The following is a 22,471-nucleotide window of genomic DNA, read 5'->3' on the forward strand; positions in this document are numbered from 1 at the left end:
GCAACAAGAAAAACGATTAACAATATTTTTTGTTAATTTATAAACTTCATTAATCGTAAAGCTCCATTTTTATACATGCGGAAATTCTTACAACGCCTATTTAGTTCCTGGATCATCCGCATGTCGAATAAGTTTGGTTCGAGGCCCGACCGTGCACGCATTCACAATGCCTTAAGTAAGCTTTACAAAACCATTAATCAGGAACCCGGGAAACGTGGTTTGATTTTTGAAATTACCGATGCCGATAAATTCATCATTTTATCCGACCAGCACAAGGGTGCCCGCGATTATGCCGACGACTTTACGCTCGCAGAAAAAAACTATTTAAAAGCGCTTGAGCATTACAATCAACATGATTTTCATTACATCAATTTAGGCGACAGTGAAGAACTCTGGGAGAATTTACTGGAATCGGTAATCAGGCATAATAAAGATACTTTTGAAGCAGAGAAAACTTTTATCGCTAAAAATCGCTTTACCAAAATATTTGGAAACCACGATCTGTATTGGGACAATGATCCTTTGGCAGGTTTTAACCTCAACAGGATCTATGGGAAGAAAATCCCAATTTATGAGGGTGCTATATTGAGAATGAAAATGGAAGTAAGGCAATTTGATATTTTCCTCACTCACGGACATCAGGGTGATTTACAAAGCGATGGAAACTGGTTTAGCAAGTGGTTTGTGAGCACCATCTGGGCACCTTTACAAGCTTACCTTCAAATTAATCCCAATACGCCAGCTTACGATAATCAGCTTAAAACTGCACATAATGCAATGATGTACAGCTGGATAGCGGAGCAACAGAATATGGCTTTAATAACCGGGCATACGCACCAGCCAGTTTTCGCTTCATTAACACATCTGGAAAGAATTTATGTGAAAATAAAGTATGCGAAAAAAAATAAAAATACAGATGAACTTGCTTTTTTAAATGAAGAATTGCACAAAAGGATTAGAGAAGAAGATAAGCCGCCACGCCTTGGCAAATACAAGCCGTGGTATTTTAACAGCGGATGTTGTTGTTTTAGCGATGGCGATATTACCGGAATTGAGATCGAAAACGGTTTTATCAGGTTAATTAAGTGGTCGTACCATAAAAATGCCAAACCGGAAAGGGTGTTGCTTGAAGAAATGAAATTAAGTGATTTATTTAAGGCTATTTAATGGGCAGCGATACAAAAAAAGTTGTCCCTAAATCTTTTCCTTCACTTTCTACCCACAATTTTCCTTTATGGATCTCTATCAGCGCATTAGCCGTAATCAGTCCTAAGCCATAAACATTTTCATTTTCGGTAGCTACAGCGCTCAATCTAGGGAATTTCAGGAAAATTTTATCTAAATCTTCAGCAGTTAAGCCAACACCATGATCTTTTATCGCAATAGTAATTTCATTTTCAGCTATTTGATGAGATATGGTAATTTTTTCTCCTTTAGGAGAAAATTTAATTGCATTATTAATCAGTTCGCTAAAAATAACCCTCAGCTTATCCAGATCCCCAAATATTTTTAATGGATTTTCGATATTGATGGAGATATTTAGGGCTTTTCTTTTAAGAATTAAATCTAAATCGAATTTTACCTCTTCGAGTATTTCTTTCAGATCAACTTCTGTTTTTTTAGGCTTAAAAGAGTTCGTTTCTTTACGTGCGCTGCTTAATATACCGTTCAGGTTATCGATCATTCTTTTAGCTTGTGCATTTACTTTTCCTGCAATTGTCAACACCCTTTCATCAACACCGGGTATTCTTCCCAATAATTCAGATTGGAGCGAAATGGTGGTCATGGGGTTTTTAAGATCGTGGATAAGCACATGTAAACGGTCGTCATAAGCGCTAAATGTTTTCCTGATCGCAATCCTCGATTCCAGCTTTTCTATCACCATATCAGCCAATAATTTCAACATATTGAATTGTTTCTCTGTAGCCTCTCTGGGTTGGTCATCAGCAACGTAAATCTGACCAATATCAAAACCATCAGGAGTGATGATTGGTGCTTGCACATAAAATACAGATCCATTAGACGATGATGAACCGATCTGCGATTTTATAAATGTTTTTTCGGCAGCTGTAAAACAGATACCTGCAAAAGGAACCTCAAAAATGGCTGCAGCCAATTGCGTTAACTGATCAAAAGCACTTTCGGCGGGTGTATCCAGGATATCGTAATAAGTTAATTTTGCTACACGCAAGGTTTCGTTTGAATGTTGGTTGTTTTCTGCTTGATCGATATGCATGTAGGCCTTTTTGATAGGATAAGAATGAAAAAACTAAAGGTAAAGATTATGATAATAATGTAAACAATTAAGTCGTAAATTCCGTTAATATATTTTGCGGTAAAATAGTGCGGCAAAGCGTAAAATTACTATCAAAACAGCTTAAACGATGAGATTATACATAGAGCGTAAACCGGTTAAGGTTAACCCGGATACTAAAAGAGTTATTGCCCGTTTTTTTTTCAACGGAGAGGAGAGAGCATTAGAAGTAATTAGAAAGGTTTTAGAGTTTTCGGACGAAAAGGTGTTTTCGCTGATTTCGCCTATTTTGCAGGAATATTCTAAAAGGCACCGGAACATCACCAAGATTTTGACCCGTCACTGTAAAAAATTAAAAAAGCAGTTTATTGCCCTGGGTACCGAATTAGAAGATGTTGATGAATATACCAGGTTGCTTATCGGGGCATATTTTACACACGAATATTCGATTGAATCGGCAGCATTTTTTAACCCGAGCATCGTCGATGATCCCGACCAGACTGACCTGGTAGAAGGTGAAAAACGGGTAATTATCAGTTTCAGGGCTGTAGGCGAAGGGCATATTTCTTCCATTGTTTTCCGCCGTGCTTTGATCGATAAAAACAACAATATCCAGGTTTTACCTGTAGGGAATTATGTTGATGAGGCTGAAGTGGTTAAAAATGCCATTTACGTTAAAAAACTCTTCCTGAAAAAGGCAGCTTATGCGCAGATAGATCCTTCTGTATTAGAAGAAATTGAAGCGAAACTGGACGATAAGTTTGAATATACCAGTTTGAGCAATATTATAAAAGATTCGAAAAGCCTGCATAAGGAAAATCCGACCCGTTTGATTGAATACGATAAAGTACTTTGGCTGTCGGATACCTACCATACCATTAGTTTTTCTAAAGACACCGATATTTCGGACCGGGTGATTTTTCCGATTTCTGAATTTGAACGCAAAGGGATTGAAGATGCCCGTTTTGTGAAATTTGTTAAAGACGATGGTAAGGTATTATATTATGCGACTTATACCGCTTTTGATGGCTCTTTAATTATCCCTAAACTGGTACAAACTGAAGATTTTTATGAGTTCAAGGTAATCCCACTTTATGGTGATGGCGCACAGAATAAAAACCTGGCTTTATTTCCGAGAAAAATTAAAGGAAAATATGTAATGATGAGCCGCATAGATGGCTGGAACAATTACCTGATGTTTTCGGATAAGGTTAATGTGTGGGAAAACCCAATCCTGTTGAAACAACCGCGTTACGATTGGGAACTGGTACAGATTGGTAACTGCGGTTCGCCAATTGAAACGGATAAAGGCTGGATTGTGATTACCCATGGGGTTGGTCCGATGCGCAGGTATTGTATTGGTGTAAGTTTATTGGATCTGGAAGATCCGAGTAAAGAGATTGGTCATTTAAAAGAGCCTTTAATTATCCCGAATAATGATGAACGCGAAGGTTATGTGCCCAATGTGGTTTATTCCTGCGGATCGATCATCAGCAACGGGGAGCTAATTATCCCTTATGGATTATCGGATTACAGTTCTTCTTTTGCAACGGTAAATTTAGAACTGCTATTGAATAAGTTGTTAGAGAATAACGATAAATAGTTATGATATTTCTTTTCAATGGTCTGTGTCCTCACAGACCATTATTATAATCAAAATTTCGGTTCTGTGAAGACACAGACCTGGGCAGGTATGAATCTAACATCCTAAGAACCAAAGGCTCAGTTTAAATAAACCTGATAGAACGGAAAGCCCGAAGCATACCGAACCCTGATTTTCAAAATAATATTGATACCTGAGTTATTTTGAGCGAACCCGATAACTATCGGGTGCAAAGCAGTCGAGACTAAGATTGCTCAGCGAAACTAAATCTGTCTTAATAGATCTCTCCAATTCGCGTTGCTCCGGTAGAGATGACGATCATTCTATTATATTCTGCTATAGATATCTCATTTAAGCATTGGCTGGGTTATTTCTACAAAAAAAAAGCTGATTCATTTCTGAGCCAGCTTTTAGTATTTCCAAGACAAATTTAATATTAACTATATTTATCTGCCTCTACCAGTGGAGAAGATAATGTTTCGTATTCTGCTTCTGCAGCTTTAAGGATGGCCAAATGTGAAATAAAATAAGCCAGCGTACTTTCAGCTCCCTGGTTTCTATTTACGCTATTAAATTGTAAGCCATCTGCACAACCGTGTGTTTCAAAATCGTACAATGGAATGTGCAGGCTATTTTTGCCTAAAAACCATTGGTAACTTGTGTGCATTAAATTCAGGTATTGATCATCTTTAGTAATCTCGAAAGCTTTGGCATAGAGTAAAACCATTGCCATGGTTTCTAAAGCCTGCTGATCGTAAATTGGATTTTTGCCATATTTCTTCATCCAGCCTGCATTTCCAACGGGATTAAGGTATCCGTTTTCGAAAGAGAAACTGTTTAAAAATGCAATGCTTTCCATCGCAATTTTGTAGGATGTTGCATTTCCGGTAACCTCATAATGGTGAAGTAGTGCTAGCGGAAGTATGGCATTATCATAAGTAAGAATATCTTCAAACCAATGCCATTCGCCATCTTTATGTTCTTTATAAGAGGCAATCAATGAGCTGGCAAGCAAGTTAATCTCTTTAACGATCATTTCATCTCCAGGATGTGCACATAAGTAATAAGCTAATCCGATAATGGTATTCGCTTTACCTCTAATGTATTTTAACGCTGAAAAATGTGGAACAGAGTGCGAAAACAGCTCTCTTCCGAACTCGCGATAAGAATTATTTGGCGCACTGTTAACCAAATACCCAAGAGACCATATGGTGCGGCCGAAAGAATCTTCAGAACCTACTTCATCCAGGTAATTACGGTTAAAACTTAAAAAATTCCTGAAGTTGCCATTATCTGTTTGCATGTACTGGATAAAACTCAGGTACACTGGCATAAACCTTAATGCTTTTGGGTTTTCTCCCTGCTCTGTAGCCATTAAAGCCATAATCAAAGCCCTTGCGTTATCATCAATACAATATCCTTCTTTTAGGTTTGGAATGCCAAATCTGGCATGTTGTATAATTCCGGTATCATCGGTTAATAAGGAAATATGGTTCAGGTTTAGCACTGGCATACTTTCAATATCGATAATGGGAGGAGTAATCCTTTCTGCTTTTTTTCCAGTGGTCAAGGCTTCATTTAACACATTCAGATACACCGTACCAATGGCAGGCCAACGGAGGTTTAAACCATATTCGTAAGCATTCTGTCTCAGTTTTTGATATTTATCTTTATCACTTAAAAGATCATTTACAATACTGGCCAGTTGTGAGTCGTTTTTAAAGTCGAATAGTTTCCCCCTGTTATCTGCCAGGAGCTCCTGTGCATGCCAGTAAGGAGTAGAAACAACAGCTGCACCTGCGCCAATGGCATACGATAAAGTACCACTGGTAATCTGGGCCTCGTTTAAATACGGTGTAATGTATAAGGTACAAGCCGTTAAATACTGATGCAGCTCTTCTTCAGAAACAAATTTATTAACGAAGGCAATGTTATTTTCTACGCCTAAATCTTTTGCAAGTGCTTTTAAACTATCACGGTATTCTTCTCCATTGTGTTTTACTACACCGGGATGGGTATTGCCCAAAATCACATATAAAACATCAGGATGTTGTGCTACAATCTCAGGCAAAGCTTTAATTACTGTTTCTAAACCTTTGTTTCTACTGATCAATCCAAAAGTAAACAGCACTTTACGATTTTTAAATAATTCGCTCTGTGCAATTTCATTATTCGGAACCGGTTCCAAATCAGGTACACCATGTTCTATTAATTTAATTGATGCTTTTGGAATTTGATAAATGCTGGTTAAAAACAGCACTGCTTTTTTGCTCATCACCACAATTTTTGAAGATTTTATTGCAATCTCTTTAATGATGGTCTGCTGCATAAAATTTGGTTCTTTTAAAACCGTATGTAGAATGGTAATAAACGGTTTTTTTAAACTGTTGATCAACGATAATAAAAATACACCGCTATTACCGCCATAAATGCCAAACTCATGTTCAATAATACAGCTGTCTACATCACTGTTATTAATAAAATTTGCAGCTTCGATATAATCCTGCTGATTTTGCTGGCGGATTACGAATTTTACTTCTTTAGGGTACTGATGTTCATTTATATCATCAGATTCATTTAAGGCAACAACAAAACTGTTTTGTGGGTTATAGGCAGGATTTAAACTTAATGCATTAACCAGGTTTTGGTTAAAAGTAGCCAAACCACATTCGCGTGGAGGGTAGGTAGATATATAGGCTATTTTCATATTTCAAATAGGGTTGATACTTAAATAACATCGTATTATCTAAATAGTTTGTGATTTCCTCAATTTACGCTTAATAAACCCAAAACAATATTATTTAGGCTCTTGTTAGTAAGTAAACAATAACTACGATGAGATCAATATGGAAAGGCTCTATCGGGTTCGGTTTGGTAAACATCCCAATCAAGCTGTTTTCAGGTGTACAAAACAGTAACCTCGATTTAGACATGCTCGACGAACGCGATCATGCAAAAATTAAATTTTTAAGGGTAAATGAAAATACCCACAAAGAAGTCCCTTACGAGAAGATAGTAAAAGGCTATTTTTTGAAAGACAAATATATTGTACTGGATAAGCACGACTTTGAGGAAGCTGCTCCCGAAAAGACCAAAATTATCGAACTCGAAAACTTTGTGGATCTTAAAGAAATCAATCCGGTTTATTACGAAACTTCTTATTATACCGAGCCAGAGAAACAAGGAAAAAAAGCTTATGGTTTATTATTAAAAGCCTTAGAAAAATCAGGGAAAGCCGGTATTGCCAGGTTTGTACTCAGAAATACCGAAAACCTTTGCGTAATTCATCCCATGGAAAACGTGATCGTGATTACCAAAATCAGGTTCGAACAGGAAATCAGAAGTTTATCAGAGATCAATAAAGTAGATGATATAACCATTACCAAAAAGGAAATGGATGTTGGTTTAGCTCTAATTAAACAATATAGTTCAAAATTTGACCTGAGCTCATTTAAAGATGATTATAGTAATGAACTGTTAAAAATTATCAGGGCGAAAGCAAAAGGTAAACGGGCAACGGTTAAAAAGATGAAACCTCAGAAAGCAACGAGTGATGATCTTTACGATCAGTTGATGCAGAGTTTAGGGTCGAAGAAAGGAGCATAGGAGTGTTAAGCGATTTGTAAACGCTTTACGCCAAGCGCTAAACGAAATCTTTCTGGAGCTAAACCTTAGGTTTTGCTCCAGAAAGATTTAACTATTTAAAAGCAGCTTTCAATTGATCAGCTGCATAAGCCTGTGCGGCTTTTGCTTCTGGCACCAGGATAGCCATTCCAAAGAATTCGTGTGTTACCCCTTCATAATTTTTACTGTCAACCTTTACGCCTGCAGCTTTTAATTTATCGGCCAGCATTACGCCATCATCATGTAAAGGATCAATTTCTGCAGTAATAATGGTGGTAGGCGGTAAACCTTTTAAATTGGCATTAACTAACGAGATTTTTGGATTTTGTGCTTCAATCATCGTGTTTAAATATTTTTCTGTAAACCAGCCCATCATGGCTTTATTTAATGGTTTTGCTTTTTCGTACATTTTATAAGATGCTGTACTCATATCTGCTTGTGCAATCGGATAAACCAAAACTTCGTGTACTGGGATCATGATGTGTTTATCACGGGCCATGATCGATACATTGGCCGCCAAATTTCCTCCGGCACTTTCACCTACAATTGCAATTTTAGCGGGATCGGCTTTTAAGCTCACCGCATTTTTCACTGCCCATTCGTAAGCAGCAAATGCGTCGTTATGTGCAGTAGGGAATTTGTTTTCAGGTGCTAAGCGGTAAGCTACCGAAATTACAACAGCGCCAACCTGCTCTGCCAAAGCCTGTGCCGATGCATTGTATACATCTAAATTAGCAATTACAAAACCACCGCCGTGGTAATATACGATTAATGGATAGGGGCCGCTTCCTTCTTTAGGCGTATAAACGCGTAAGTGGATTTTTCCGCCACTAACATCAATATCTTTACCCATTGTATCTACTTTTGGTGTAGGAATGGTAATATTATTCTGTTTCACAAGATCCATCACCGCGTCAGTTGGCGTATGGTTTTTACGGGCATCAGTAGCGCTTAAGGTTTCAATGGGTTTATCACCATAACTGCTTAGTTTTTCAATTACCGTTTGCATTTCGGGTTTTATGGTTTTGCCCCATTCGGGTGCCGGGCCTGCAGGTTTTAAGCCTGCCGCTGTGGTAGAATCAATTATGGTCGAATCTGTTGTGGTAGTTGTTTTTGTGCTGCTCGTACATGCCGCAAGCGAAACTGCCATGCCGCATATCACTGCACTAAGTTTTAATGTGTAGGTTTTCATAGGTTATTTTTATGTTTTATTTTAATATGCTTCTATAACAGTATCAATCAAATAAGTGTTTTTGCTGCCTTACAACTTTTTAGAATTTAACTAAATAGCAAACATCTTGGTGAATTAACTTGTTCTTATAGAAAATATAAATATGCTAACGGAAATAACAGGACTGCCAGATCATATTTTTGGCGTAAGGGCAACTGGAGAAGTAACCAGCGACGATATTAAGGATGTATTATTAACCGGCCTGAAAAGAACAGCGCAGCGGTTTAAAGAAATAAGATACCTGCTTGTTTTAGAGACAGATGTGAAAAACTTCACTGCAGGAGCCTGGATACAAGATGCCAAAGCGGGCATCCAGAATTTTACCAGATGGAAAAAGATCGCTGTGGTTAGCGCAGAAAAAGGTGTTGAATGGTTTACCGACATCTTCACTGTTGCTACACCAGGTAAATCGAAAGGCTTTAAGCCCGAAGAATTAGAAGAAGCGAAAGCCTGGTTGGATACTGAAGATTAATGTTTAAAAAAATAAACTATGAAAAATACTAAAACAGCCGAAGAAAGTAGCAAGGCTACCGCACCGAAAAACACAAAAGCAAAAGGTGCTGATGATAAAGTAACATCAGCTAAAGATGCCAAAAAAGTAAATGTAACCAAAGATGCTCCCGTAAAAAATAAGAAACCTTAAGAAATAAAATTCCTAGTACATGAAGATTGATGCTGATAATATTGATCATTTTTATGATAAAGCCTACGATTGGATAATTGATAAAGGGCCGTCTGTAATTTTAGGCATAGCCATACTTATTTTGGGCTTATGGCTGATTAAACTATTGGGAAAATGGATGCAGGGTAGTATGCACCGTAAGGATGTAAATCCATCGTTAAGACCTTTCCTTACCAGTTTAATGATCATTACCTTAAGAATTCTATTGGTACTTACTGTAATGCAGATTATCGGCATTCAGCTCACTTTCTTAACCGTATTAATTGGTGGTATTGGGGTGGCTGCGGGCCTGGCATTATCAGGTACACTACAGAACTTTGCGAGTGGCGTATTAATTTTGCTGTTAAAACCTTTTGTTGTAGGCGATAATATTATTGCTCAAAGTCAGGAGGGAACCGTAACATCCATACAGATATTTTATACCATTGTTAAAACATTCGATAATAGAACCGTAGTTATTCCAAACGGAAAACTATCTAACGAAGTCATTATCAACATCAGCAGGGAAGGGAGCAGGCGTTTGGATATAGAAATGAAATTTAGTTATGGCATTGATTATGATCAGGTGGTAGCTATATTTAATAAAACCGTTGATGAGTTTAAAAATTGTTTGAAGACACCAGAAAGAAGAATCGGTGTATCATCACTGGAAGACAGCGGTTTTAAAATAAGCTTAAATCTTTGGGTAAATGCACATGGTTTTACCGATACCAAACTTTCGTTTTTAGAAATACTGATGAAAAATTTGAAACTGGGGGGAATAAAATTACCTGGAATGCCCGAATAATGACTATTTTCTTAATAAAGCATAAATTTTATCCATTAATTCATCTATGTTGAACGGTTTTGCCATAAAATCATCGGCAAGTAAATCATCAACAGCATAATTGTTCGCATTATAGCGGGCAGAAATCATTAATACAGGAATATGTTTTGTAGCCGCGGTATCCTTAAGTTCTTTTAAAAGCACTCTACCATCAGCATCAGGAAGCATGATGTCCATGATAATCACATCAGGATTAAGCTCACGAACATGGGTAATAAAATCTGCTCCTTTATTTAATCCGGCAACGTTGAAAGCTTCGCTTTCTAAAATAAGGGTGATTACATCTAGGATTGCATGGTTATCTTCGATAACCAAAATATTCTTCTTGGCCAAGTTTTGGATGATTGTTTAAATTTCAAACAAATATATAATAAAAAACAAATCCTAAAACCGAATTCTCTAAATTAGAGACATTCTAAAAATAGGCTTTATATTTGTTAGCCCGTTAAATCTAATATTTTTGCAACATTAATATATCGTATGACTAAATTTTCTGTAGACCTAACCAATTGTGATCGGGAACCGATTCATATCCCCGGTAAAATTCAATCACATGGTTTTCTTATAGCGGTTGATAAGAACACTTTTTCTATCACTTATCTCAGCGAAAATACAGGAGATTTTTTAAAAGAACAGGCAAAAAACCTTTTAAATCAGTCGCTTTCCAGCTTAAATCATTTTATACAACAGCACAATCCTGAATTTGACATTGAAGATCTGTTGAAGTTGGGGATCATCCGCAAAAGTTTTGATGCCATTAGTCCTCATCCGGTTGAGATTAATGGAAATCCTTTTTACCTGATTATTTCTCCTTCAAATGATAACTGGTTGCTTGAATTTGAGCCCGTAACCTTACAATATGATATTCAGAGTTCGATAGGCCGATCTGCCTCGTCAATGCTCCAGGGCAAGAGTGTTTCTGCATTATTAAGCAGTGCTGCACTCGAAGTTAAAAAACTGATCAATTACGATCGGATCATGATTTATAAATTTTTGGATGATGGTCATGGTGAGGTAGTAGCAGAAGAGAAGGAAGATAACCTAGAACCTTTTTTTGGTCTGCATTATCCGGCATCTGATATTCCTAAGCAGGCAAGAGAACTGTATAAACTCAATTTAACCAGGTTAATTGCAGATGTAAATACCAACGATTCGCCAATTATCACCTTTAAAGAAGATCAACCGCTCGATTTAACCAACGGCGGCTTGCGCGCGGTATCACCAATACACATTCAATATTTAAAAAATATGGGTGTGCACTCGAGTTTTAGTATATCCTTAATCTCGCATGGTGAGCTTTGGGGTTTAATCGCCTGTCATAACTATAGTCCAAAATTTATCGATTATAAAGCACGGGAAGGCTCTAAACTAATCGGACAGATTCTTTCTTCAGCATTAGAGTACCGCCAGGAAGAAGAAGATGCTGAAGTAATAAAACAGTTTAAAGATACTGCCAATGTATTATCAGAGCATTTAAACCGCGATAAATACCTGGTTGAAGCCATAACTACACATAAAACCAGTATTTTAGATGTAACCAAAGCTGGTGGTGTGGCTATTATTTTCGAAAATGAACTTAAAACCATTGGAAATGTACCATCATATGATGAAATATGGGAACTTTCCAATTGGCTAAAAATTTCGAGTGACGAATCGATTTATTATACACATCGTTTACCTGAAATTCATTCTCCGGCTAAAAAATACAAATCTATTGCTGCAGGGATTCTTTCCTGCACTTTAAACAAAGAACTGGGCGAAATGATCATCTGGTTCAAGCCCGAAATTATCAGTAATGTAAACTGGGCCGGGAATCCCGAAAAACCAGCAACACCGTCTGAAAATGGCCTGTTAAGTTTATCACCAAGAAAATCTTTCGAAATCTGGTCACAGGTGGTTAATAATACTTCTGAAAAATGGCTTGCAGAAGAAATTGCTTCTGTGTTACGAATCCGCGAGATTATCATTACCGATATCAATAAAAAAGCCAACGAAATCAGGCAGCTCAACGAAAAACTGCAGGCCGCATACGAAGAACTGGACACTTTTAGTTATACCATTTCCCACGATTTAAGAACGCCATTAACCTCTATAAAAACTTATGCTGAACTGTTGCTGAAAAATAAAAGCATTGATGAAGGCGGTAGAAAGATGTTAGACAGGATTTTGAATGGCGCCAATAAGATGAACTTTCTAATCAAAGAAATCCTGAATCTGGCCAGGGTTGGGCGTTCTGATGTCATTTTTGAAACGGTTGAGATGGATCCGTTGTTAAAAGAAATTAAAAATGAAGTGCTGACGGCTTTTAAAGCAGACAACTCCGAACTGATTTTAGGGCAATTGCCGGATTTAAATGGCGATAAAACAATGATTGCTCAGGTTTTTACAAATCTGATCGGTAATGCTGTAAAATACTCTATAATGGCCGATAAGCCCAAAATAGAGGTTACTGGTTATATCGATGGAGGAGAGGTTGTTTATGCAGTTAAAGATAACGGTATAGGAATTGATAACCGATACTACGACAGGGTGTTTGAGCTTTTCAAACGCATGGACAATGTTAAGGATATTGAGGGAACAGGAGTAGGCTTAGCTATTGTAAAAAGGGTTGTAGAAAAACACAACGGAAGGGTTTGGTTTGAGAGTAAGTTAAACGCAGGTTCTACTTTTTACGTAGCTTTTAAAAACAAATAAAATGAAAACGCCGGATATATTTTACGTGGAAGATGATATAGATTATGCATTTTTTATGCAAAGTGCCGTACAGGAAGTGAAAGAAACACTTAATTTAACCATTGTTGAGGATGGGGCAGAAGCTTTACAGAAATTACAGAATTTTGCAGATACTAAAACAAAACCAAAGCTGATTTTGCTGGATTTAAACCTTCCGGGTTTATCTGGACTTGATCTGTTAAAGTTTATCCGTGATATTCCTTACCTAAAAACAGTTCCTGTAATTTTGTTTTCTACATCAGATAATCCTGATGATGTAAAAGCATCGATAGAATTTGGGGCCAACGCTTACCTGACGAAGCCTGATGGATATGAAAACCTGGTGAAGTGTGTGCATTCCGTACACGATTTTTGGTTTAATCAACATTTAAGGCTAAATTAGAATTTATAAAACATTTATAGGGAGATTCGGGTATTAAACCCGGATCTTTTCTTTTTAAGATCATTTTAAAAAAATAATACCACGATATGATTGCCAATTTATTGAGGGCAGAAACTGCAGAAAACCATAAAGCATTAGAATCGCTAATGTTTGTAAACGAAATTATGAACAATTCATTAAGCATCGATCAGTATAAAAAACTGTTGATGGTTAATTATATCATTCATCAAAAATCAGAAAATACATTAGCCAATATGCTTGATGCTGATATTGCCGCAGCACTCGAAATGAATAGCAGGCTAAAGCTTGCTGCATTAGAAAAAGACTTAAATTATTGGGGCATTGATAGTTTAACTTTGCCTGGTTTAAATTTTGAACTGTATCTTCCACAAAAAAATACTGCAGAAGTTTTAGGCGCTTTATATGTGCTGGAAGGCGCAACATTGGGCGGAAACGTGATTAAAAGGCATATTTTGGCTAATCCGAACTTTAAAGATCATGAAGCTGGTTTAAATTACTACGGGGTTTATGGCGAAGAGTTAAGCACCAAATGGAAAAAATTCGTTTCTGTGCTGAATGAACGTGTTGTAGAGACCGATTACGAACGTTGCATTAACAGCGCCAACCAAACCTTTAATAACCTCATCAACTTATCAAAACAACTCAGTTAGCTCCTAGGATTTTGATCTTCTAAATGTAAAAAATAGGCCTGTAATAGTTTCAGGGCATTTTTTTTGATTGTGAAAATGTGCAAAACTTCTTTCAAATAAATATTTGCTTTCTGTTGTTAATTCAAGGTAAATATGTATTATTGAAAAAATAAATTTTTTAAACCTTAAAAACATCAATTAGCGATGGAAAAATTCTCAAAAGTTAAAGCTGCTGTTGCTGCTATTGAAGCAGATGTAGAAAAATTTTATAATGCTGGCAATGCAGCTGCTGGTACTCGTGTGCGTAAAGCAATGCAAGATCTTAAAGTTTTAGCACAAGAAATCCGTGCAGAAGTAACTGACAAGAAAAACTCTGGAAAATAATATTTCGCGAGTAGAAACAAAAAGGGTTCTGGTATGCCAGGGCCCTTTTTGCGTTTAGGTAGGATAGAGACTTATCAGGCCTGATGAGGAGCACGCAAATGAGACCTCGTAAGTCTTTAAGAAAGCCCCTAAAAAGATAAAGCTCCCCATCGCGGAGAGCCTATATCCAACTAACAAAACATATTTTTTTAATCGAAACTTCTGAAATTTGATCGTTATATAGCACATCAGATTTCAGAAGTCTTTCTACGAATTATCCTTTTTTAACCAATTTATACTCGATTACTGGTTTACCACGCGTGCCTGCATCTCCAGCGCCCATAGAAATGAATTTTAATTTGTAAACATTGCCTGCTGCATCTTTTATTACATAAAAAATATCTGTTTTAACGCCTGTTGCAGGTGAAGTGCTTCTCCAATCTGAACCAATAGCAGTTCTTTCGTTTTTAAAATTTACAGCGCTAATGTTCGATTCTTTAAAGTCTGCATAACTCACAGTGGTTGTTGCTACTACGCCTGCACTAACACCATTCGAGTTATTCAAGAAAATCAGGTCAGAAAAATTGTACGGTACCAAAACATTTGAGAACAAGGTTTGATATACAGAGTAAGTCCAAACCAAATCCCAATTGGCTTTCTCTGGCTGCGCATTAACAATTGCGCCATTGGTAAGCGAAACGAATTTGAAATCGAAGTTTCCATCTTTAGGAATATCAACAGTTGTAAAATTTGTTGTTTCTTTTATTTTGCCATACTGTAAAGTGTAACCTCCCGATGTATTTCTGGTTACTTTAAGCTTGATCCATGATCGAGCAGCAATACCGCCACCCGTACCACGGTTTAAAATAATAATTTTATTATCAGCAGCTGTAGCAGAAACTACCGGAATTACGGTGCTTGAAAGATTGCCGTTAATCGCATCGAAATAAGCAAAATCCGTATTCGCAGGGTTGGCCTGATTAACAGCTAGCGTTAAACCCAAGGTATCTGCTTCACTTACTGTAGCAAGACTTGCATTAGATGCGGTAATTACCTTTGCACCTGCGCCTGTGGTATTATTTAAAATAACCCTGAAATCAGCTCCACTATAAAAACCTAAATCCCAGGAAGATCGCAGCACTGGAGTTTGTTTATCTGTACTAAAATCTACATAAACACTATTTCCTGCCGCACTTCCTAGTTCGGTACCTACCAATCCATTAAGTGTTAAAGTACTTCCATCAGATGGTGGAACAACTATGATAGGTTCATCCGTGTTTTTTTTACAAGCTGTAAAGGTTATCGCCAAAAGTGCAATAGTGAGTGTTGAGTTAAATTTGTTCATGTTTATTGTAATTATGTTGTTTATGATTAAAGTACATCCAGGTTATAGCTTAGTCCCAATACATAAGATCGGCCATAGCTATAAGGTACAGCACCGCCTGCGCTATGCGCACCGCCAGTTACAGTTGAGGTATTGGTTAATTGGGTAACATTAAATAGATTTTTAACACCTGCATTGATGGTTAGCGAACGGAAGAGGTTTTTGTTTAACATTAAATCAGCAGTATGGAAATCGCCGATTTTTGTCAGTTTTATATTGTTGACACTATTCTCTGTTGAAAGCTGATAGCTCGGCAAGCTTCCTGTGTATTTGTAAAATAAACTGATACTACCACGTATTTTAGGAAACGTATAAGTAATGTTCGAATTGATTTCCGTAGCCCATACAAATTCAGGTATTTCAACATTACTATCGCTACTGAAACCACTATACCTGCCGATGTAAGATATACCAAGTGAGGCCTGAAGATTATTTTTATAAGTGAAAACATTATCCAGTGTAGCGCCTGTGGTTTTATATCTCGATATATTAACGAGGGTAGTTACGGTATTATCAGTAGGGGAAGTAGCAAAGTCAATCCTGTTGTTAACCAAATTGTAGAAACCAGTTAAGGTAGAGCGGAATTCAACATCCTTGTGGCGGATACCTGTCCAAACTAAAGAGCCGTTAAAACTGTTCGATTCTTCTGCTTTTAGATCAGGATTTCCTAAAATGTTATGACTGGCATCAACAAAATCATAATATAGTTCCCTAAGGGCAGGGGAGCGGAAACCTTTTGCGTAAGCTAAACGCAGATCCAGATCCTGGGATAAAATAAATTTGGCATTTAATGATGGAATTACAGGAGGGGCATCATAAATAGAATTTTTGATAAACCTTAATCCTGGTCTGATATTTACCATATCACCTAGTTTAATTTCGGCGGTAATAAATGCTGCATAATCATTAATTACTGGCGATCCCTTGATTCTTTGTCCGCTAGCTGCATCTCTGTTGTATTCGAAACCAGGTTGAAAGGAAACCGATTTATCTAAGCTGTAAATGGCTGTAGCCCTAAAATTGGTAGTATTAAATTTTGCAATATCCTGTTCACCAGCGCCCGTAGATAAGACTTCGGTGTTATTGGTAAAATCGTGGATAACCGTTTTGGTAGCGCGGTCGAGATTGGTATAACCTGCAATAGCCGAAAATTGTAGCTTATTGCTGATTTTGTATTCAGATTGAAGCTGCTGCGTATACCGATGCGTGGTATAGGTTTGCAGTAATCCCTTATAAGTGTTAGGGTTTAATCCATTTCGTACATCAATATCTTCTTTCAGCCCATCTAAACGGTACCAGATGCTGAAATTGTTATTGCGGTAGCCGATTTTGGTATTGCCCAGATATTGTTCTTTTGGTTTCCATCGGTTGGTAACTGCAGCAACTTCGCCTATAGTGGCTGTTTTGCTTGCCAAATTCCATCCGCCGAAATCGTTATGGGTAAAACCTGCCAGTATACTCCAATGGTTGTTTTTCCAGCTGGCGCTGAAATTCTGGAGGTGGTTTCCTTTTCCTGATAAAGCTTCATACTCGTTGCCGGCAGTTTCTTCCTGAATCCTTGCAGATAGATTTAAAGCTGATTTTGTCGGGTTTTTAGTGATAATATTGATTACTCCTGCCAATGCATCGGCTCCGTAAACTACCGACATCGGCCCTTCTACAATCTCAATCCGCTCAATGGTATTAATATCGATCTGGTTTAAACTTTCGCGTGTATCCGATCGGTCTGCCATAGGTATCCCATCCAAAAGTATTTTAACGTTTCTTCCTGTCATTCCCATGAGCTGGATATCGGTGGTGCCCAATGTTAAATCATTACTAAAGCGAAAACCCAGTTCAGTGTTTAAAACCTGCTGCACGTTGGTAGCAGCCCTAAGTTTTATCCGTTCAGCAGTAATGGTTCTGATGTTATAAACAGAGTTTCTCAAAGTTTGTGGCCCATATTGGCCAGTAACAACTACATCTTTTAAATCATTTGCCTTGGTGGTATCAACTTTAATTTCTTGAGCCACAGTAACAAATCCGCAAAGCGATAAGGCAATTGATAAATATATTCTCATTTATTTAGACTAATTATAAATAATTGTGCAAATTTGTGCATAATCATAAAAAACAGATAACGTTAAACGGATAATTAATACCGCTAAACGGATTAAATCATGATGGAAATTAAAGGCTCAGCAAACGGAAATACCATTTACAAAAACATTTATCCTGATAATTTTGAAGGCAATAATCCGGTTGACGAATTTGCTTTTGACTATAAAACCGAAAATGCAAGTCTGGAGATAAAAGAGAAGTGGTTTAAGGGCACCCACATGAGTTTAATAAAAATCAATCCTGATTTGCCTGAAGATTTTCTTTTCGAATCTTCCCAGCAGCTTGTCGGTTTTTTATTTTGCCTCAGTGGTGAAATTAACTATAATTCCAGCACTCAACAGGATAATTTCTTTTCACTTAATAAGCACGAACAAGACATTAATTTAGGATGTATTGATAAAATAGTATTCAAGGCAACTGAGCAAACGAAATTGATTTACATACAATTTACAGAAAGCTATTTTGATAATATGGCCGCAATCGAACCTTTTACGCTGCTATCACAAGGATTTCAACAGTCCATTAAACCTGAAACCAGTCTAATATTACAGCATATTATTGATTGCAAACATGAGGGGAAAGCGAAACGCTTGTTTTTAGAAGCCAGGATATTAGATTTGATCATTATGTACCTTAACCAGAATCAGGAGCAGCAAAGCATCACTTTTAAACAGGAAGATATCAATAAAATTATGCTGGCAAAACAACTGGTAGAGCACGATCTGCAAAGGCCAAGCTCATTGATAGAACTTTCGCGTAAAGCGGGCATTAACGATTATAAGCTTAAGAAAGGTTTTAAGGAATTAACCGGGCATACGGTGTTTGGTTACCTGTATAAAATCAGGATGGAAAAAGCACATTACTTCCTGTCGAAAGAAAAAAAGAGTGTAAACGAAGTTGCTTTTTTAGTAGGCTACAAAAATGCACAGCATTTTATTGCTGCTTTTAAAAAGAAATACCACATTTTGCCCGGTAGTTTAAATAAAAACTAAAAACTCAGCGCAAACGTTTGTTTACTCTTTTACTTCGTTCACAATCAGGTCTGATTCTACAATGGTATTGTAATAGGCCTGGTTCTCCGAATTCGGACTGTGGATCAGATCCAGCAGGATGTTTGCCGCTTTTTGTCCCTGTAAATAGGGATATTGTTCAACAGATGCCACTGGCGAATTATCCAGATAACTGATAATGGGTAAGTTGGCGTAACTCACGATATCAAAATCGTTGATCACATTGAGCTTTTTGAAATATTTGATCAGAAAAAGTGCTACATAATCATTAAATGCAACAATTGCCGTAGGTTTTCTTTTATGGTTTAAAAACTGGTCGGCTGCCTCAATAGTACCTTGCTCGGTTAAATCGCAGTTTACCACCAATGAAGGATCAAACTTTAAGCGGTTAAAGTTAATGGCCTGCATATAACCATCTTTACGTTCTTCACTGGCATATAAAGTACTTGGACCGTTAATCATACCAATACTTCTATGACCTTTTTTAAGGAGATAATTAACCGCTTTTATGGTTGCACTTTCTAAACTGCAGGCAACATAATGTACATTTTTAAAAGGAGGGATGCGGTCGAAAAATACTACTGGGATATTAAAAGAGTTTAGTTTCTCAAAATGATCAAATTTTGAGGTGTCTTTACTAATGGATACCAGTAAACCATCAACGCGCTGATTTTTCATTTTTTCAACGAGTTTTACCTCCTGCTCATAATTATCGTGCGACTGGGCAAAAATAACCGTGTAATTTTTTTTGATCGCTTCATCCTCAATTGCTGATATGGCGATAGAAAAAAAATGCTCAGAAAGTTCGGGCAAAATTACACCAATCGTGTAGGTTTTACCTTTTTGAAAAAGGATTGCAGCATTATTGGGCTCATAATTTAGAGACTTGGCCAGTTGTTTAATTTTCTCTCTCGTTACTGCTCCGATACTGGGATGATCATGTAATCCTCTTGAAACACTAGAAGGTGAAATGTTTAAAATCCTGGCTATTTCTTTGATTGTGGTTGGCTTCGATTGCATTGTAAGTGCTAAACTACATTAAATTTCTTCAATATGTAATATTACAAAATTAATCAAACGTTTGCGTTGTTTTTTTTCCTCATTTCTTTTCTCCAACTTATAAATATCAATACATTCGGGGAACGAAACGAACATAATTCCTGGAATTAAAGACATCAAATTTATAGGTAGAAAACAATTTGATTTGTTTAAAATGAAAATGAGGCATTAAAATTAATGCGTATTTATAAAGGCACACCCCCAATGATTAACAAAAATGCCCCTCTTTTGAGGGGTGTTTATAATAAAAAACGAGAAGTGTTCGTACCACTCCTCGTTAAAAGGGTTATGCTCCTGCAAGCAGGATACAATAAGTTATCTAAGCTATATGTTAACCCAAATCAAAGGTATATAATTTAGTTGTTTTTTTAACAGCATTTTTTGTTAATAAAACTGTTTTTTTGACGATTAATATAATGCCTTCAATAAGAATTTTTAACCAAAATAGATCATAATAGCAGAAAATAAGCACCATAAGGCTAAAACTCCATAAAACATTATCATTCCGTAATCGATCCGTACATTTTTACACTGCAGTAAACTTTAGCCTTAATAAACCATATCTAATATTTATTAAATTTAACATTGGGTTAATAGTGATGTCCTTTCTTTGACATTCTTTAAAAACCTTAATTAGTTGTTTATCGATTGTATATGTACGAAGAATTAGAAAGTAATTTTTTTCTTCTGGTAAAAATGAATAAAAATAAGGCATTTAACCTCGTGTTTGATGCTTATTGGAGTGCACTTTACAAAAAGGCATATAAAAAGGTTAATTGTAGTGAACTTGCCCAAGATCTTGTACAAGATGTATTTGTGAGTTTATGGGACAAGATCGAACTTTTAGACGCCGAAGGCAGTGTATTGGCTTATTTATTTGCAATTCTTCGCAATAAAATCTTAAAGCTTTACGAAAAAGACGAGGTTCGCTTGAGATATGCGCTAAGTGTAACTTCAAGAGCAGTTCCTGCTGATGTTCATGCTCAGAATAGCATCCTCGAAAAAGAATTAAAAAACATTATCGATGCAGAAGTAGAGCGCATGCCATTGCGCATGAAAGAAATTTACCTGCTAAAAAGAGAAGATGATCTTTCTATCCGGCAAATAGCAGAAGATTTGTCATTATCAGAGCAGACGGTAAAAAATCAGCTCCAAATGGCTTATCAACGTCTGCGTTTGAGGGTTAAAGCCTACGATTCTTCTTTGGCCATGCTTGCCCTGTTTATCGCCAAACATTTATAACAGCTCTTCTTTCTGGCTGTATTAAAGCGACCACAGTACATATCAAAAATAATTTAATAATTATCACAACCGTATGGTACTTTTTATCAGGTAACCGTATATCATTACAAAAGCCCCAGTTTTGAAACCTGACGAAATTAGATTTTTAATTAAAAAGTACAACAGCCAAACTGCTACACCAGATGAAAAGAAATTGGTTGAGCAGTGGTATGACGGTATTGGTGGTGAAGAATTAACTCCGGTTCAATTTAATGAGGCAAGGGTAAAGGAGCAGGTTTTTGAAAAAATTACTTCGACAATTGAAGGTAAAAAAAACAAGCAAAATCCAAAAAAGATTAAGTTATACCATTCGATGTTTTTTAAAGCCGCCATTTTTATTGTGACTTTGCTGGCGGGAATCTATGTGTATTTAAAACAAACGGAAAACGCCGCCTTGCCAACAGGTTCTTTTAAAACAACTAAATCGAAAATAATTCCTGGAGGGAACAACGCTATATTGTTATTGGCCGACGGATCACAAATTGTTTTGAACAACGCTTCAGATGGCCGGATTGCAAACCAATCGGGTGTTCAGGTGATCAAAACAAAAAGTGGCGAGCTGCTTTACCGTTTCGTGGGTAATATGAATGCTAAAACTGCAACAGTTAATAGCGTAAGTACACCCCGTGGTGGCCAGTATCATTTAATCTTAGTTGATGGAACTGAGGTATGGTTAAATGCAAGTTCTTCAATTAAATTTCCGATGGCTTTTGCGGGTAATGAGCGCAAAGTGGAGGTTAGTGGGGAAGTTTATTTTGAGGTGGCAAAAAATAAAGTGAAACCATTTATTGTACACACCGATCAATCTGATATTAAAGTTTTAGGAACTCATTTTAATATAAATACATACGATGATGAAGAATTCCAGCGCACCACATTGCTGGAAGGAAGTATCGAAATTAAAAAGGGAAATTTAAAAGCAATTATAAAACCTGGCCAGCAAGCTAATATTAATGGAAAATCTGAGCTGATTAAGATAAATGAAGTTGAAGATCCTGAGGCCATAATCGCATGGAAAAATGGATATTTCCAATTTGAGAAATCGGATCTTCAGTCGGTAATGAGGCAGGTTTCGCGCTGGTATAATACCGATGTGAGTTATAATGGCGCTATTCCAAACAAACAATATACCGGCAAAATACCAAGAAGCATTAATGCCTCAAAACTTATCGAGATGCTTTCTTATTCGGGCATTCATTGTCAGATAGAGCACAACCAGATCACTGTAAACCCTAAATAAAACCAAACCAACAAACTATTAACCGAAAAGATATGAAGAAATAATATAC

The 22,471-nt window shown here is 36.8% G+C and carries 20 protein-coding genes; 13 read left to right on the forward strand and 7 right to left on the reverse strand.

The genetic code is table 11. The annotated features are described in order from the left end of the window. Nucleotides 1-75 precede the first annotated feature (75 nt). Nucleotides 76-1,167 carry a metallophosphoesterase family protein gene (locus U859_RS0118335; RefSeq protein ID WP_025144785.1) on the forward strand — a complete coding sequence of 364 codons (1,092 nt, stop codon included), beginning with the start codon at nucleotides 76-78 and terminating at the stop codon, nucleotides 1,165-1,167. On the opposite strand, the gene U859_RS0118340 is transcribed toward U859_RS0118335, so the two are convergent. Continuing rightward, nucleotides 1,160-2,236: a sensor histidine kinase gene (locus U859_RS0118340; RefSeq protein WP_025144786.1), complete on the reverse strand. Its 1,077-nt coding sequence runs from the start codon at nucleotides 2,234-2,236 to the stop codon at nucleotides 1,160-1,162. The genes U859_RS0118335 and U859_RS0118340 overlap by 8 nt on opposite strands. A 148-nt stretch (nucleotides 2,237-2,384) precedes the next feature. Between U859_RS0118340 and U859_RS0118345 the strand changes: the two genes are divergently transcribed. Next, complete coding sequence (locus tag U859_RS0118345; RefSeq protein WP_025144787.1) at nucleotides 2,385-3,857, forward strand: glycoside hydrolase family 130 protein; 1,473 nt, start codon at nucleotides 2,385-2,387, stop codon at nucleotides 3,855-3,857. A 436-nt stretch (nucleotides 3,858-4,293) separates the two neighbouring features. Here U859_RS0118345 and U859_RS0118350 read toward each other — a convergent pair whose 3' ends face one another. Beyond that, nucleotides 4,294-6,564, reverse strand: a complete 2,271-nt coding sequence (locus U859_RS0118350; protein ID WP_025144788.1) for a glycosyltransferase family 4 protein — start codon at nucleotides 6,562-6,564, stop codon at nucleotides 4,294-4,296. 128 nt (nucleotides 6,565-6,692) lie between these two features. On the opposite strand from U859_RS0118350, the gene U859_RS0118355 reads away from it, so the two are divergent. After that, nucleotides 6,693-7,463, forward strand: a complete 771-nt coding sequence (locus tag U859_RS0118355; RefSeq protein ID WP_025144789.1) for a Ku protein — start codon at nucleotides 6,693-6,695, stop codon at nucleotides 7,461-7,463. 91 nt (nucleotides 7,464-7,554) lie between these two features. On the opposite strand, the gene U859_RS0118360 is transcribed toward U859_RS0118355, so the two are convergent. Beyond that, complete coding sequence (locus tag U859_RS0118360; protein WP_025144790.1) at nucleotides 7,555-8,673, reverse strand: alpha/beta hydrolase; 1,119 nt, start codon at nucleotides 8,671-8,673, stop codon at nucleotides 7,555-7,557. A gap of 142 nt (nucleotides 8,674-8,815) precedes the next feature. Here U859_RS0118360 and U859_RS0118365 point away from each other — a divergent pair, with 142 nt between their 5' ends. From U859_RS0118365 to U859_RS0118375, 3 genes are read left to right on the forward strand one after another with little or no spacing between them, the layout of a single operon-like run. After that, nucleotides 8,816-9,184, forward strand: a complete 369-nt coding sequence (locus U859_RS0118365; RefSeq protein WP_025144791.1) for an STAS/SEC14 domain-containing protein — start codon at nucleotides 8,816-8,818, stop codon at nucleotides 9,182-9,184. An 18-nt stretch (nucleotides 9,185-9,202) separates the two neighbouring features. Continuing rightward, nucleotides 9,203-9,355, forward strand: coding sequence for a hypothetical protein (locus tag U859_RS32035; protein WP_162799987.1), 153 nt, complete (start codon nucleotides 9,203-9,205; stop codon nucleotides 9,353-9,355). 19 nt (nucleotides 9,356-9,374) lie between these two features. Further along, nucleotides 9,375-10,181 carry a mechanosensitive ion channel family protein gene (locus tag U859_RS0118375; RefSeq protein ID WP_025144792.1) on the forward strand — a complete coding sequence of 269 codons (807 nt, stop codon included), beginning with the start codon at nucleotides 9,375-9,377 and terminating at the stop codon, nucleotides 10,179-10,181. A gap of 3 nt (nucleotides 10,182-10,184) precedes the next feature. Here the strand turns inward: U859_RS0118375 and U859_RS0118380 are convergent, their stop codons facing one another. After that, nucleotides 10,185-10,553, reverse strand: a complete 369-nt coding sequence (locus tag U859_RS0118380; RefSeq protein WP_029985936.1) for a response regulator transcription factor — start codon at nucleotides 10,551-10,553, stop codon at nucleotides 10,185-10,187. A gap of 147 nt (nucleotides 10,554-10,700) precedes the next feature. Here U859_RS0118380 and U859_RS0118385 point away from each other — a divergent pair, with 147 nt between their 5' ends. The 4 genes from U859_RS0118385 (at nucleotide 10,701) to U859_RS0118405 (ending at nucleotide 14,369) form a co-directional block, all read left to right on the forward strand. Further along, nucleotides 10,701-12,914, forward strand: coding sequence for an ATP-binding protein (locus U859_RS0118385; protein ID WP_025144794.1), 2,214 nt, complete (start codon nucleotides 10,701-10,703; stop codon nucleotides 12,912-12,914). A gap of 1 nt (nucleotide 12,915) precedes the next feature. After that, nucleotides 12,916-13,335, forward strand: coding sequence for a response regulator (locus U859_RS0118390; protein ID WP_025144795.1), 420 nt, complete (start codon nucleotides 12,916-12,918; stop codon nucleotides 13,333-13,335). A gap of 86 nt (nucleotides 13,336-13,421) precedes the next feature. Beyond that, nucleotides 13,422-14,006, forward strand: a complete 585-nt coding sequence (locus tag U859_RS0118395) for a biliverdin-producing heme oxygenase (RefSeq protein ID WP_025144796.1) — start codon at nucleotides 13,422-13,424, stop codon at nucleotides 14,004-14,006. A 183-nt stretch (nucleotides 14,007-14,189) separates the two neighbouring features. Further along, a complete protein-coding gene (locus U859_RS0118405) occupies nucleotides 14,190-14,369 on the forward strand; it encodes a hypothetical protein (RefSeq protein ID WP_010602585.1) in 180 nt (59 codons plus the stop codon). A 253-nt stretch (nucleotides 14,370-14,622) separates the two neighbouring features. Here the strand turns inward: U859_RS0118405 and U859_RS0118410 are convergent, their stop codons facing one another. Both U859_RS0118410 and U859_RS0118415 read right to left on the reverse strand, forming a co-directional pair. Beyond that, a complete protein-coding gene (locus U859_RS0118410) occupies nucleotides 14,623-15,693 on the reverse strand; it encodes an HmuY family protein (protein ID WP_025144797.1) in 1,071 nt (356 codons plus the stop codon). Nucleotides 15,694-15,719: 26 nt separating this feature from the next. Then, nucleotides 15,720-17,792, reverse strand: a complete 2,073-nt coding sequence (locus U859_RS0118415) for a TonB-dependent receptor plug domain-containing protein (protein ID WP_025144798.1) — start codon at nucleotides 17,790-17,792, stop codon at nucleotides 15,720-15,722. Nucleotides 17,793-17,891: 99 nt separating this feature from the next. Between U859_RS0118415 and U859_RS31215 the strand changes: the two genes are divergently transcribed. Further along, complete coding sequence (locus U859_RS31215) at nucleotides 17,892-18,824, forward strand: helix-turn-helix domain-containing protein (protein ID WP_025144799.1); 933 nt, start codon at nucleotides 17,892-17,894, stop codon at nucleotides 18,822-18,824. Between the two features lie 21 nt (nucleotides 18,825-18,845). On the opposite strand, the gene U859_RS0118425 is transcribed toward U859_RS31215, so the two are convergent. After that, entirely contained in the window at nucleotides 18,846-19,862 is a 1,017-nt protein-coding gene (locus U859_RS0118425) for a LacI family DNA-binding transcriptional regulator (protein WP_025144800.1), read from the reverse strand. Nucleotides 19,863-20,555: 693 nt separating this feature from the next. On the opposite strand from U859_RS0118425, the gene U859_RS0118440 reads away from it, so the two are divergent. Both U859_RS0118440 and U859_RS0118445 read left to right on the forward strand, forming a co-directional pair. Further along, nucleotides 20,556-21,143 (forward strand): RNA polymerase sigma factor, encoded by a 588-nt coding sequence (locus U859_RS0118440; protein WP_025144801.1) that lies wholly within the window; start codon nucleotides 20,556-20,558, stop codon nucleotides 21,141-21,143. 121 nt (nucleotides 21,144-21,264) lie between these two features. Beyond that, complete coding sequence (locus tag U859_RS0118445; RefSeq protein WP_025144802.1) at nucleotides 21,265-22,422, forward strand: FecR family protein; 1,158 nt, start codon at nucleotides 21,265-21,267, stop codon at nucleotides 22,420-22,422. Nucleotides 22,423-22,471 lie beyond the last annotated feature (49 nt).

Source organism: Pedobacter jeongneungensis, from assembly GCF_000633455.1.
Taxonomy (GTDB): Bacteria; Bacteroidota; Bacteroidia; order Sphingobacteriales; family Sphingobacteriaceae; genus Pedobacter; species Pedobacter jeongneungensis_A.